General features: G+C 67.0%; 10 protein-coding genes. 5 read left to right on the forward strand and 5 right to left on the reverse strand.

Annotation, left to right across the window (positions count from 1 at the left end):
* Positions 1 to 534: 534 nt before the first annotated feature.
* Genes AC1RQC_RS14295 through AC1RQC_RS14310 form a run of 4 tightly spaced genes read left to right on the forward strand, consistent with a single transcriptional unit; the run spans position 535 to position 6734 of the window.
* Positions 535 to 1872 (forward strand): HlyD family secretion protein, encoded by a 1338-nt coding sequence (locus AC1RQC_RS14295; RefSeq protein ID WP_492375620.1) that lies wholly within the window; start codon positions 535 to 537, stop codon positions 1870 to 1872.
* Positions 1873 to 1906: 34 nt separating this feature from the next.
* Complete coding sequence (locus AC1RQC_RS14300) at positions 1907 to 3259, forward strand: hypothetical protein (RefSeq protein ID WP_492375621.1); 1353 nt, start codon at positions 1907 to 1909, stop codon at positions 3257 to 3259.
* Positions 3260 to 3261: 2 nt separating this feature from the next.
* A complete protein-coding gene (locus tag AC1RQC_RS14305; protein ID WP_492883759.1) occupies positions 3262 to 5247 on the forward strand; it encodes a glycosyltransferase in 1986 nt (661 codons plus the stop codon).
* 5 nt (positions 5248 to 5252) lie between these two features.
* Positions 5253 to 6734: an efflux transporter outer membrane subunit gene (locus AC1RQC_RS14310; protein WP_492375623.1), complete on the forward strand. Its 1482-nt coding sequence runs from the start codon at positions 5253 to 5255 to the stop codon at positions 6732 to 6734.
* Positions 6735 to 6763: 29 nt separating this feature from the next.
* On the opposite strand, the gene AC1RQC_RS14315 is transcribed toward AC1RQC_RS14310, so the two are convergent.
* The 3 genes from AC1RQC_RS14315 to AC1RQC_RS14325 are packed head-to-tail and all read right to left on the reverse strand — an operon-like array spanning position 6764 to position 9144.
* Positions 6764 to 7540 carry an amino acid ABC transporter permease gene (locus AC1RQC_RS14315; protein WP_492375624.1) on the reverse strand — a complete coding sequence of 259 codons (777 nt, stop codon included), beginning with the start codon at positions 7538 to 7540 and terminating at the stop codon, positions 6764 to 6766.
* Entirely contained in the window at positions 7533 to 8279 is a 747-nt protein-coding gene (locus AC1RQC_RS14320) for an ABC transporter permease subunit (RefSeq protein ID WP_492883761.1), read from the reverse strand. Before AC1RQC_RS14320 ends, AC1RQC_RS14315 begins: the two co-directional genes overlap by 8 nt.
* Before the next feature lie 34 nt (positions 8280 to 8313).
* Positions 8314 to 9144, reverse strand: coding sequence for an ABC transporter substrate-binding protein (locus tag AC1RQC_RS14325; protein WP_492883763.1), 831 nt, complete (start codon positions 9142 to 9144; stop codon positions 8314 to 8316).
* Between the two features lie 228 nt (positions 9145 to 9372).
* Here AC1RQC_RS14325 and trhA point away from each other — a divergent pair, with 228 nt between their 5' ends.
* On the forward strand, positions 9373 to 9990 hold the full coding sequence (trhA, locus tag AC1RQC_RS14330) for a PAQR family membrane homeostasis protein TrhA (protein ID WP_253929680.1): 618 nt from the start codon (positions 9373 to 9375) through the stop codon (positions 9988 to 9990).
* Here trhA and AC1RQC_RS14335 read toward each other — a convergent pair.
* Complete coding sequence (locus tag AC1RQC_RS14335) at positions 9987 to 10466, reverse strand: GNAT family N-acetyltransferase (protein WP_492375627.1); 480 nt, start codon at positions 10464 to 10466, stop codon at positions 9987 to 9989. The genes trhA and AC1RQC_RS14335 overlap by 4 nt on opposite strands.
* 99 nt (positions 10467 to 10565) lie before the next feature.
* The gene (locus tag AC1RQC_RS14340) at positions 10566 to 13019 is read right to left on the reverse strand and encodes a penicillin acylase family protein (RefSeq protein ID WP_492883765.1); all 2454 of its coding nucleotides are present in this window, start codon (positions 13017 to 13019) and stop codon (positions 10566 to 10568) included.
* Between the last annotated feature and the right edge of the window lie 31 nt (positions 13020 to 13050).

Genomic DNA, 13050 nt, shown 5'->3' on the forward strand with positions numbered 1-13050 from the left:
ATCAAGTGGCGAGCATGGCGCACAGGCCATCGCGCGATGAGAAGAAACAATGTCTGCAGAGGCCGCGGGGAATGCCTCACCCTCCGAAAATGTGCCCATGCGCATGTGAAAGCCAGGTCTCTGCCCGCGTGGGAAATGGGGGTATCGGATGCCATTGATTTCAACGGTGTGACATCCTGCTCTTACACATTCTTACAGCACTAGCGCCGCTTCTTGGCTAGCCTTCATTTACTCGCCACCGTGCAGCGAACCCGAGTCCTGCACATCCGCGAGTATCGTCGATGGCCCTCGGGCCATACGCATTCGCCCCGCTCCTGTGCTCAGCCGGAGCGCGGGCAGATCAACGGACCCGGCATGTCCTGGTCCACACACAGATGCGCAAGCGGCCCGGCTGGGCCGTGAAACAACGCATCGCGGAAGAAAAATTGGGGGACTTGCTTTACAGGGAACGTGCGTCTTGCCGACACGCCCGGTGCCAACGGCTTGCCGCTCGTTTTGCGAACCCGATCGCGCAAACTTGCCAGTGAGGATGCCATGAGCGACAAAATCGAACAAAGCCGTCCCCCGGCCACGCACCTGCCGGACTTGCGCACAGACCATCTGGCGCCTGCGAGAGGCAGCCGCGAGCTGAGCAAACGCCCCCTCTGGCATGTGGTGCCTCGCCTGACCAGTTACGGCGTAGCCGCCTTTATCGTCTGGGTGATCTTGGCCGTGATGTTCCCCCCCGTGTTTACGCGCTCGTCGGAACGCGCCGTGGTCGATGGACCGGTCAACCTGGTCACCACGCCGGTCGAAGGCGTGGTGGCAGGCCAGCGGATTTCGGTGGGCGCCTCATTTGCACCGGGAGACACGCTGATGAGCGTGCAGAACCAGAATATCGACCGCGCCTTGCTGGTGGAACTGACGGGCAAGAAGCTGGACAACCAGCAGCGCTACGATGCGGCCAAAGCCAAGCTCGAAGGCGATCAGGCCCGCCTCGATGCAACCGACCAGGAGACCAAGAAATACCAGGCAGCCGCACAAGCCGAGCACGCCGCCAAGATCCGCGGCATCCAGGCCCGCATGGCAATGGCCAAGGAACAGGTGGACCAGCAGGAAGACGTGGTGAACCGCAACCAGGCCATGCAATGGGCGGGCGCGGTCAGCGAGGCCTACACAAACGCCTCCCGATACCAGTTGTCGATCCTGTCGAACTCCAAGGAAGCGATCCGCGCCGAGCTCGACAACGCGCTTAGCAACAGCCAGGCAGCCAAGGGCAAGGTGTACCTCTCCAGCACCGATGGCGCGGTCTCCACGCTGGCGCAGCGGCACGACGAACTGAGCGCGGAGATCACCCAGCTCAAAGCGGAGCTGACCCAGCTTGAGCAGTATGGCAAGTCGGTTGACTCCCTGATCGCGCAGGAAGAGCAGCGCGTCCAACGCATGTCCAACCTGGATATCAAAGCCTACGATTCCGGCATGGTCCAGGACGTGCTGGCACCACCCGGCACGCGCGTCGCGGCCGGCGCGACTTTGCTGCGCAGTACCAATTGCGCGCAACCCCGGGTGGTGGCCGTGTTCCCCCGCAGCCTCAGCAACGACCTGTTGCCCGGCACCAAGGTGACGGTGCGCGTGGATGGCGTGGCCGCGCCGTTGGCCGGCAAGGTTGCTGAAATCCTGCCGCGCGCTCCAGATGGCGAGCAGGCGCGCTACTTCGTGCCGTTCCCGCCCATCGAGAAAAACGAGATCTACCTGATCGCCAAACTGGACAAGCGCTTGCCGGCGTTGCCCCAGCAGAGCGCCGGCGCGGCGGCGGATCGCTGTGCGCTGGGCCGCTGGGCCAAGGTCAGCCTCGACCAGCCCTGGTGGGGCCATATGCGCGCGCTGATCTGACGGCAGCGAATCCGACGCAAGGCAGGAGATCGCCATGAACCGGACCTTACCCACCTTATCCACTTTACTCACCTTACGCCGCCGAATGCTGCCGCCGCTGCTGGCCGGCATGACCGGCCTGGCCACGATCCTGGCGCCGCCCGCTGCCGCCCAGGCGCCCCCAGCGCAAGCGCGCGAGCAGTTGCTGGCAGGCGCCTGCCAGGCCATTGCCGCGCGGGTCGCGGCGGTGCCAGGCCAGGGCCCGGTGATGCTCGGCAGCTACGAGCCTGCACCGGGGCAGGGTCCGCTCGCACCCGCCTTGCAGCAAGCGGCGTTCGTCTATGACAACGCGCTCGCCGGCATCGCGCTGGTGGCCTGCCGCCGCGTTGGCGATGCGCGCCGCATAGCGGACGCCATGGTTGCTGCCAGCGCGCGCGATCGTCACTACCACGATAACCGGCTGCGCAATGCCTACCGCGCCGGCGCCCTGCCGGCGGGCCCCGCGCCCCTGCCCGGCTGGTGGGACGCGCCGAGCCAGCGCTGGTTCGAGGACGCGTACCAGGCCGGCACAGCCACAGGCAATGTGGCGTGGGCCGCGCTGATGCTGCTGGCCGTCTACGACAGCACCCACGAACGCCGCTATCTCGACAGTGCCGCGGCGCTGATGGGCTGGGTCGACGCCACGCTCTTCGATGCCGGTCCCCCGGGCGGCTTCATCGGCGGCTACTTCGGCGAGGAACCCAGCCCCACCCGCCAGTCCTGGAAATCCACCGAGCACAACGTCGATGCCTATGCCGCGTTCAGCTGGCTGGCCCGCCTCAGCAACGATCCGCGCTGGCCGGTGGCGGCGCGGCGCGCGCGCGGCTTCGTCGAGGCGATGTGGCAGCCGCGCGAAGGCCGCTTCGTGATCGGCACGCGCGACGATGGCCGCTCGCTCAATAGCGGCCCCTCCGCTCTCGATGCGGTGTTATGGCCGCTGATCGCCGTGCCAGACGCGCCCGCGGACTGGCGCAGGGGCCTGGACTGGACCCGCGAGCGTCATGGCGTCAAGGGCGGCTACGGCTTCAACGGCAACCCCGACGGCGTCTGGACCGAAGGCACGGGGCAGGCCGCGCTGGTGCTGCGCGCCAGCAGCCGCGTGCAGGATGCCTCATCGCTCTGGCCACTGCTGCTGTCACAGCGCGCGCCCTCCGGCCTGCTTTACGCCACGCCGGAACAACGCATCCGCACCGGCCTCTCGATCGGGCCGACCTCCACCACGGAGGACTTCTACTACTACCACCTGCCCCACCTCGGCGCGACCGCATGGGCGGTGCTGGCCGCCGCAGGCTGGAACCCCTTCCGTCCTTCCGGATGTGTCGATGCCGCTTGCACCAGCGCCATTTCCGCCTCTCCGTCCAAGGAGTAACGATGTTTGCATTCTTCCTCGATGGCAGGGCGCTGCTCCTCATCAACGCCGCCACACTGCTGCTCGCCTGGCTTTGCATGCGGGCAGACCGCGCCCGGGACTCTGACCGTTGCGTGTTCGGTGCCATCACCGCGACCCTGCTGCTCGTCTACCTCGCCTGGCGCTGGACCCAGACGCTGCCCGAATGGCAAATGACCTTCCCGAGCCTGTGGGCACATGCCTTCTTCGGGTTCGAGATCATGACGATCGCGTACACCGTGATCTCCATCGTCACGCTGACGCGCGGCAGCAACCACGCGCCAGCGGCCGATGCAGGCGAGGCAGCGCTGCGGCGCAGCCGCTCGGTGCCCCGCGTCGATATCTTCATCGCAACCTACAACGAAGGACTGGAAATTCTGGAGAAGACCATTGTTGCCGCGCTGGCGATCGACTATCCGGATTTTCGCGTGTGGGTACTCGACGACACCCGGCGCGACTGGCTGAAGGCGTTCTGCGCGCAGGTCGGCGCCAACTACGTCACGCGTCCCGACAACACGCATGCCAAGGCGGGCAACCTCAACAATGGCCTGCAGCATAGCGCCCGTGCGGAGCATGGCGGCGGCGCACCCTACATCATGGTGCTCGACGCCGACTTCGCCCCGAACAAGAACATCCTCATGCGTACCATCGGCCTGTTCGCCGACCCCAAGGTCGGCGTAGTGCAGACGCCGCAGTTCTACTACAACGCGGACCCGATCCAGTACAACCTGCGCTCGACCGAATGCTGGGTCGACGAGCAGCGGGCCTTCTTCGATGTGATGCAGCCCGCCAAGGACGCCTGGGGCACCGCCTTTTGCATCGGTACGTCGTTCGTGGTCCGGCGCGAGGCACTAGGCTTGATCGGCGGCTTCCCGACCGGCACGGTCACGGAGGATATCCACCTGACGTATCGCCTGATGCCCCACGGCTATGTCACGCGCTGGCTCAACGAACGCTTGAGCGTGGGCCTGTCCGCCGAAGGCCTGCCCGAGTACATCAGCCAGCGCAGCCGGTGGGGACTGGGCACGATCCAGGTGGCGCTCACGGCCGACGGGCCGCTGCGCGGACGCGGCTACACGCTGGGCCAGCGCGTGCATTACGTGCACGGCCTGCTGCACTGGCTGAGCCGCCCTTTCACGCTCATGCTGCTGGCCGGGCCACTGTTGAATTGGTACTTCGACGTGCCGACGCTGTACGGCGAACCGATGCAGTTCCTTGCCTATGGCGTGCCGGCGCTGCTGCTTTACTGGGCCTACAGCATCTGGGTAACCGGCTCGCGCGCACTGCCCATCTTTACTGAAGTCACGCAGATCGTATCCGCGCTGGCGGTCAGCGCGACGCTGGTCAGCGCGTTCTTCAAGCCGTTCGGGCGTCCTTTCAAGGTCACCAACAAGGGGCTGGATCGCAGCAAGCTGGTGATCCACGGGAAGTTCGCCACGCTCTACGGCTGCCTGATCTTGCTCTCGGGCATGGGCCTGGCGCGCGCGGTGGCCGCCGACGCGGCAGCCTCGGGACTCGTCTTCAACATCGCGTGGACCGCCGTGTCGATGGTGCTCTACCTTACCTCGCTGCTGGTCTGCGTGGAACTGCCACGGCCGCGCAAGGAGGAACGCTTCCCCTACCGGGAGCGAGCCCTGCTGCGGATCAACGGCAAGGCAGCTTGCGGCGGGCACGAGTACACCGCCACTACCGTGAACCTGTCCTGCAATGGCGTCGCCATTACCAGCGCGATGGCGGCGGCGATTCCGGTCGGCGCCGAGGGCGCGGTCTGGATGGAGGCGACCGGCTGGGTGCCATGCCGGATCGCGCGCCGCCAGGGCAAGCTGCTTGGGCTCGCCCTGCATCTGGACATGGCGACGCGCCACCGTTTGATACGGTTGCTCTTCAGCGAGCCCACCCACAACGTCGCCAGCCAGGGCAATCCCCGGCTGGCCATTTCGCGGCTCGTGTGGCGCGCCTTTTCCGGATGAATCCCATGCACAAGACTCTCGCCCCTATGCTGCGCATTCTCGGCATGGCCCTGCCGCTTGCGCTGGCCGCATGCACCCTCGAGCCAACATACCAGCGCCCCGCGCAGCCAGTGCCAGAGGCCTGGCCCACCGGCCCGGCCTACGCTGCCGGCACGCCGGCAGCGGCCGAAACCAGCACAGCGGCGGCCGACCTGGGCTGGCAGGACTTTTTCGTCGATGCGCGCCTGCGGCGCCTGATCGAACTGGCGCTGGCCAACAACCGCGATCTGCGCGTGGCCACGCTCGCCATTGAACAGGCACGCGCCCAGTACCGTATCCAGCGCGCCGCGCAGTTCCCCGCGATCGGTGCCAGCGCGGGCGTGCTCAGCCAGCGCGTGCCCAGCGAACTGCGCGCGCCCGGGCAGCCGGCGGTCATCACGCAGTACAGCGCGGGCGTGGGATTCAACGCGTTCGAGCTGGACTTCTTCGGACGCGTGCGCAGCCTCAAGCACGAGGCACTCGAACAATATCTCGCCACGGAGGAAGCGCGCCGCAGCGCCCATATCAGCCTGGTCGCCGAAGTCGCCAGCGCCTACCTGACCTGGCGCGCCGACCAGGTGCTGCTGCAAATCTCGGAGGACACGCTGAAGAGCCAGCAAGCTGCCGCCGAGATGATCGGGCGCGGCAAGCGCGCGGGCGCCATGGCACAGCTGGACCTGCACCGCGCCGAGACCCAGGTGCAGACCGCGCGCGTGGGCGTGGAGCAATACACGCGGCAGGTCGCGCAGGACGAGAATGCCATCAGCCTGCTGATCGGCGGCCCGCTGCCGCAAGACCTGCCACCGCCCGAGCCCTTCGAGTCGACAAGCCTCGTTGCCGAGCTGCCTGCCGGCCTACCTTCGGCGTTGCTGCAGCAAAGGCCCGACATCATGGCCGCCGAGCACCGCCTGAAAGCCTCCAACGCCGACATCGGCGCCGCGCGGGCGGCCTTCTTCCCGACCATCTCGCTGACCGGCGCGGTTGGCTCGGCCAGCACCAATCTGGCAGGGCTGTTCTCCGCAGGCATGGGCGCGTGGACCTTCGCGCCGCAGATCACCCTGCCGATCTTCAATGCCGGCAACAACCAGGCCAGGCTCGATGCCTCCAAGGTGCAGAAGGACATCAATATTGCCGCCTACGAAAAGACTATCCAGACGGCCTTTCGCGAAGTGGCAGACGGCCTGGCCGCGCGCGGGACCTATGACCGGGAGGCCGCCGCGCAGGAAACCCTGGTCAAGGAAGCCAGCGAAACCCAGCGCCTGTCGGAGATGCGGTTCAAGAATGGCGTGGACGACTATTTTGCCGTCTTCGATGCCCAGCGCCAGCTCTATACCGCGCAGCAAACCCTGGCCACCATCCGGCTGGCCCGCCTGACCAGCCGTGTCGCACTGTACAAGGCGCTTGGCGGAGGATGGTCGGAGCACACGGCCGCCGTGGCGCAAAGCGCGGACGTAACACCGGCACGATGAAGCGCACCGCAGCTAGCGGGGCCCGATCGCTACATGCCGGCCCCGGGCCTTGGCCGGACAGGTGGAAGCGCATGCGCCTCGGGCAGGCCTCGCCGCGCGGAGACGGCGGCCTGCCGCTGCGTCATACGGCAGGCCAGCGCCGCCACGCTCTCGATCGCCAGGCAAATCAGGAAGTAGAGCAACGCGACGGCAAGGAACACCTGCGCCGCATAGCCCACGCTGCGCCCGTTGACCTGCGTTGCCGCGGTCGACAACTCCACCACGCCCACGATATAGGCCAGCGACGTATCCTTGGCCAGCGACACCCACACATTGCCCAGCGACGGCAGCATGGCGCGCAGCGTCTGCGGCAACACCACCTGCCAGAGTGCCTGCAACGGCGTCATGCCGAGCGCCAGCGCCGCATTGCGCTGGCCGCGCCCAATCGCGTCGAAGCCCGCCGCCATGACCTGCGCGATGTAGGCTGCGCCGATCAGCGCGAGCGCCAGCACCACGGTCTGCACCTCACCCACGTGAACGCCCGCCAGCATCGGCAACAGGAAGTAAGCCCAGAAGATCAGCATCAACACGGGAATCGCGCGCAGGCAGGCCAGCAACGCGCGCACGGCACGCGCCAGCGGTGCCGGCGCCAGGTCAAGCAGCACGGCAACGCCAATGCCCAGCACGGTGGCACCCGCGCAGGCCAGCAGCGCCATCCACAAGGTCAGCGCGGCGCCCGCCAGGGGACCGTTGGGGAACGTGCCAGCCAACAGATAGGGCAACTGCTTGAGCACGACGGCCCAGCCGGAGAGATCGGCATCAGGCACGCGCTGCCTCCGTCCATCCCAGGCGGCGCAGCAGCACCGGCGCCGCCGCCTGCAACAACAGGATCAGCGCGACGTAAAGCAGCGTGGCCAGGCCGAAGGCCTGGAAGGTCATCAGGCTGTCGGTTTCCACTTGCCGGGCGGTGTAGGACATCTCCGCAAAGCCGATCGCCATCGCCAGCGAAGTGTTCTTGATGGTCTGGCAGAACTGCCCCACCATCGGCCGCGCGGCAACGCGCAGCGCCTGCGGCAGCACCACGCGCCAGAATGCGGCGGCGGGCGTAAAGCCCAGCGCCAGCGCCGCCGCGCCCTGGCCTGCCGGCACGTTGGCAAGGCCCGCCTCGAACTCGCGCGCATAAAAAGCGCTGGCGTAAAGGCCGATGCCGGCCAGGCTCGCAAGCGCCTCCAGCGAAGGCGCGGGCACGTGCAAGCCGCCGATGCGCCATCCCTGCCAGTCATACAGCGCGCCGATGGCGCCCTCGCCCAGCAGCTGCGCCGCGCCGAAATACCAGAAGAACAACTGCACCAGCAACGGCGTGCGGCGCAGGAAACCAACGGCGCCGCGCGCCGCCAGGCGCAGCGGCATGATCGGGCTACGCGCGAGCACCAGCCAGCCGGCGGCAATCGCGCAGCCAAGCACAAACACCGTCACCGACAATGCCACGGTCAGGCCAAAGCCGGCGGCGATCCAGCCGACGTACTTTGCCGGCAGCGACTGCAGCAGGATCGCTGGTCCCTGCATGGCTAGCCCTTGCCGGGAAAGAAGAAAGCCATCCTCACTTCAGCGCGCTGCCAATCGTGAAATCCCGCGCCAGCGGCGCCGTGCTCTTCGGCCCGAACCACTTGTCGTAGATGCGCGCCGCCGTGCCGTTCTTCTCCAGCTCCGCCAGGATGCGATCGATCTCCGCGGTCAGCCGGTCCTCGCCCTTGGGAACGCCCACGCCCATGTACTCACGCGTCAGCGTGAACGACGAAATCTCGAACTGATCCTTGTTGGGCAACGTCGCCAGCAACGCACCCAGCTTGGCGCCATCCTGCGCAAACGCCTGGATCGCGCCGCTGCGCAGCGCGGTCAGCGCCAGCGGGGAATCGTCATACGCAATCACGCGCGCGTCCGGATACTTCTGCCGCAGCGTGGTCTCCTGCGTGGTGCCCTTGTCCACGCCGAGGCGCCAGGCCTTCAGGTCGTCCGGCTGCTTAAGCGCGCCCTTCCTGGCGATGAACTGCAAGCCGCTGGCGAAGTACGGCGTGGAGAAGCCGATCTGCTGGCGGCGCTCATCGGTGATGGTGAAATTGGCGGCAACGATGTCTACCTTCTGCGATGCCAGCAGGGCAATGCGGTTAGCCGGGTTGGTCGCGCGGAACTCAGGCTTGACGCCCAGCCGCTTGGCGATCTCGGCCGCGTAGTCCACGTCGAGGCCAACAGGGGTGGTACTGCCGGCCTCGACAAAGCCGAACGGCGGGTTCGCGTCGAACACGCCCACGCGCAGCACGCCAGCCTTCTTGATGTCATCCAGGCGGTCAGCCATGGCGGGGCTCGAAGCGAGTACGGTGAGGCCGGTGAGCAGCGTCAGGGCAGCCTTGAACAGCGGCGAAGGGATACGCATGGGGAGTCTCGCTAAGGGTTGGATGGCGAGACGATAGCGGTGGGAACCCAGGCCGGGAACGAATGGTTTTGCAGATGGTTATGCCATCCCGGGGAGCCCCATCGGCAGGCCCCGACGGCCCACTTTCCACGCCCCTTCGAATTCCATGCAAAAATACCCCGATAACGCACCGCAACAAAGCCCCCTGCAATCGCCCCTACCAGCGACCACTACAGGAGAATGAACAACATGTACCGTGGAGAACGTTTCAACGGCTACAGCCATCTGGCGGGCGCCGTCCTGGCCGCGGCCGGCACAGCAGTCCTTATCACCAGCTCTGCCCTTTACCACGACGCCTGGAAGGTCGTCAGCTCCATCGTCTACGGCGCCACGCTGGTCTTCCTCTACACCATCTCCACGCTCTATCACAGCCTGCGCGGCCGCCCCAAGGACATCCTGCGGCGGCTCGATTACTGCGCCATCTACCTGCTGATCGCCGGCAGCTACACGCCCTTCGCGCTGGTCACGCTGCGCGGGCCCTGGGGCTGGACGCTGTTCGGGGTGAACTGGGGACTGGCGGTGATCGGCATCGCGCAGGAGCTGTTGATTGGCCACCGCACCCGCGTGTTCTCGCTGCTGATCTATGTACTGATGGGCTGGCTGGTGCTGTTTGCCTTTGGCCCGCTGGTGGCGGCGCTACCGGCTGCCGGCCTGTACTGGCTGGTGGCGGGCGGTGCGCTCTATACGGCCGGCATCGGGTTCTTCCTGTTCGACGAGAAGGTGCGGCACTTCCACGGCATCTGGCACCTGTTCGTGCTGGCCGGCAGCGCCTGCCAGTTTGTCAGCATTCTCTGGTACGTGGGCTAGCCCCTGGCGTCCTCGAGCGCCAGGCGCATCGGCACATAGGCGATGCCTTTCGTCTGTGCGCGAGGGCCGATGGCCTGGAAGCCGAAGCGCTCGTACACCACGGTTGCGAACGGGCTCGAATTGACGGTGAATTCACGCACCTCGCCGCTGGCGATCGCGGCCTGGCTGGCGGCTTGCCAGAGGGATCCGGCAACGCCGCTCCGATGCATCTGTGGAGCGACGAACAGGTGAAAGAGGTGGCTGACGTCCCGCATCGCAAGGATGCCGGCCAGCTGCTCGCCGCGGTAGGCAACCAGATAGTGGAAGCGCGGACTGGTGACATAACCGGCAATCGCATCCGGCGAGAGGCTGGCGAGAAAGTCCTCCGCGCCGGCCCCGGACGCCTCGATCGTGAAATAGTGCGCGACGCTCATGGCAAGCGCGCTGATGGCGGCAGCGTCTTCGGTGCCGGCTCGGCGAATGACCAACGTTTCCATGGTGGCTCGGGCTGATGATAGCCATCCAGTTTGTCATAGCGCGGGCCGGCGCGCCACATGCCTGCAGCCAGGCCCGAGCTGAACGAGCCCGTCGCGGGCTTACTGCGGCACCAGTTCCACCTTCTCCCGCGTCTCCTTCTCCACCGCCTTGCGCGTGTAGAGCAGCGGGAAGTAATCGCCCCTGGCCCACATCTGCGCCAGGTCGCGATAGTGCGGGCTGGTGGGATTGCCGGATTGCCCGGGTGCGTTGACCACGCGCGAGGCATCCCAGTTGCCCACGTCCAGCACCATGCGGAACGACGCGCCCGCGGTGAGCTGGTAGTCGCTGTTGCGGTAGCTCGTGTTCATCGGCGTGAAGGAAGACCCGCCGATCGGCCCGGCGTTGACGTCGTAGCGCTGGCGCGCCGCGTTGTCCAGCAGCGGGTCGAGCGGATGATTGAACACCGCTGTGTGCAGCCTGCCCCATTGCCAGGCTTTGGGGTCCGGGCCGAGCTTGCGCTCCACCTCCGCCATGGCGCTCTTGAGCGAGGCCACGATGACTTCGTTGCGGCGCTCCACCGGCATCCACGGCTCGGGCTTTTCCAGCACCGCCAGCACGCGGCTGGCATCGCCGTAGCCCGCAAGCTTGGCGCCTTCCGGCGACAGCGCCGCGCGCACCACCGCCGGGCGCAGGTACTTGCTGAACCAGACTTCGAACAACGCCGCCGGCGCGCTGTCGGCGCGCTCGTTGCCGTCCCAGCCGCGCAGCAGGTCGAGTCCCCGCCGCGCCTGGGCGTCCTCGGTGCGTACGTTGGCCAGCAACGCCACCGCGCGCAGCGCCGGCAGCGAGGTGGTGTCGTTCTGCCACGCCATGCTGTCCGCCACCGAGGAATGCGGGTTCGCCGCCACCAGGCTCTTGAGCCGCCGCGCGCGCGCCGTGTCGCTCCATTCGTAGCCCACGCCCATCTTGGCTGCAGGGTGGTTGGGCGGGATGTTGTTCTCGTTGGCGGTCACCACATAGCCGGCGGCCGGGTTGTAGGCCCACGGCAGCTCGTCCATGTTGCGGTAGCCCGCCCACTCGTAGCGGCCGTCGCCCGGCACTGGCGTGAGGCCATCCCAGTTGGGGCGGATGACGGTCAGGCCGCCGGGGATCCAGCCAATGTTGCCTTCGCGGTCGGCGTAGACCTGGTTCTCGCCCGGGGCGCCCCAGCGGTTCATCGCGGCGCGGAACTGGTCCCAGTTCTGGGAGCGCATGTAGTCCATGGAGCCGAAGTACGGCGCCATGCCCAGATCCAGCCAGGCCGCGCGCAGCGCGTAGGCGCGATTGCCCTTGGCATCGGTGACCAGCACCGGGCCGTGGCGGGTGAATTCCAGGCTGATCTTGCGCGGCGCGGCTTCGCCCTTGACAGCGATCTCCTCAGTCACGGCTTCCATCGGTTCCCAACGGCCGCGGTACTTGTATTCATGCGGCTGCGCCGGGTTGGTCTCGTAGACGTAGAGATCCTCCTGGTCCATATAGAAGCGGGTCAGTCCAAAACCAATGTTGTCGTTGTGCCCGATCGAGATCCCCGGCAGGAACGGCTCCCCGGCTCCGATCACCGACATCCCCGGTGCGTTCAGGTGGCTGATGTAGCGCAGGCTGGGCGCGCCGTGCGCGCGGTGCGGGTCATTGGCAAGGATGGGCCGGCCGGTGCTGGTGCGCGAGCCCGAGATCACCCAGTTGTTGGAGCCGAGGCTGCGCGCGGTGTCGCTGTTGGTGTCAAGCACCGCATACAACGCTTCGTGCGGGATGCCCTCCGCCTTGGCCGAAGCCCACCACTCTTTCGGAAAGCGCGGCGCGGCGGTGGCGAGCTCATAGGCGCGGCGCAGCTCGACCGTGGGCAGCGCGCAGGGGTCGAGGCCGTCCGGCAGCTTGGGCTGGATCGGCGGATCCAGCTCGCGCTGCACCCAGTCAGTGCGGGCGGCATCGGGCTTGACCTGGCAGTAGACCTGCGCGCGATTGACCTCGCCCATGAAATTGAGCGTGAGCCCGTGATGGCGGATGCGCACGATATCTTCCGCACGCCAGCGCGCGGGCTTGTAGTTCAGCACGCGAAACTCCGGCGGCAGCAAGTCCGGCCTGCTCTCCGTCTGCGCCACATAGGCGTTCACGCCGGCCACGAACGCCTCCGCCACGCGCTTGGCATCCGAGCCATAGGCCAGCCACTCGCGGTACATGTCGCCGCGGAACAGCACGGCGCGCGCCATGCGGTCCCCTTCTACATAGGCCGGCCCAAAGTCCTTGGCCATCTCGCCCAGGCCACGCTTGCGCCACAAGTCGATCTGCCACAGGCGGTCGCGCGCGGCCATGAAGCCTTGTACATAAAAGGCGTCGTAGAGCGTGTTGGCGTAGATATGCGGCACGCCCCAGCGGTCGATCAGGATGCTGGCGGGCTTCTCCAGGCCCGCCACCTGGAAGCGTTCGTTGGCGGGGGCCGCGGCGGTTGCTGCGGTTGTGGCGGCCGGTGGCACGGCCTGGGCGGCGGCAGTGCTCAGGATGAGCAGCGCGGCAAGGCGGCGGGCTCGGCAAACCATGGTGTTTCCTTGGGGACGTGGGGATCGCATC

Source organism: Cupriavidus sp. GW822-FHT03E04 (assembly GCF_058801495.1).

Bases quoted from the DNA above. Each gene is read 5' to 3' on its own strand.
- trhA (WP_253929680.1), top strand. From the start codon at position 9,373: ATGTACCGTGGAGAACGTTTCAACGGCTACAGCCATCTGGCGGGCGCC.
- AC1RQC_RS14320 (WP_492883761.1), bottom strand. From the start codon at position 8,279: ATGCAGGGACCAGCGATCCTGCTGCAGTCGCTGCCGGCAAAGTACGTC.
- AC1RQC_RS14325 (WP_492883763.1), bottom strand. From the start codon at position 9,144: ATGCGTATCCCTTCGCCGCTGTTCAAGGCTGCCCTGACGCTGCTCACC.
- AC1RQC_RS14295 (WP_492375620.1), top strand. From the start codon at position 535: ATGAGCGACAAAATCGAACAAAGCCGTCCCCCGGCCACGCACCTGCCG.
- AC1RQC_RS14310 (WP_492375623.1), top strand. From the start codon at position 5,253: ATGCACAAGACTCTCGCCCCTATGCTGCGCATTCTCGGCATGGCCCTG.
- AC1RQC_RS14335 (WP_492375627.1), bottom strand. From the start codon at position 10,466: ATGGAAACGTTGGTCATTCGCCGAGCCGGCACCGAAGACGCTGCCGCC.
- AC1RQC_RS14340 (WP_492883765.1), bottom strand. From the start codon at position 13,019: ATGGTTTGCCGAGCCCGCCGCCTTGCCGCGCTGCTCATCCTGAGCACT.
- AC1RQC_RS14305 (WP_492883759.1), top strand. From the start codon at position 3,262: ATGTTTGCATTCTTCCTCGATGGCAGGGCGCTGCTCCTCATCAACGCC.
- AC1RQC_RS14300 (WP_492375621.1), top strand. From the start codon at position 1,907: ATGAACCGGACCTTACCCACCTTATCCACTTTACTCACCTTACGCCGC.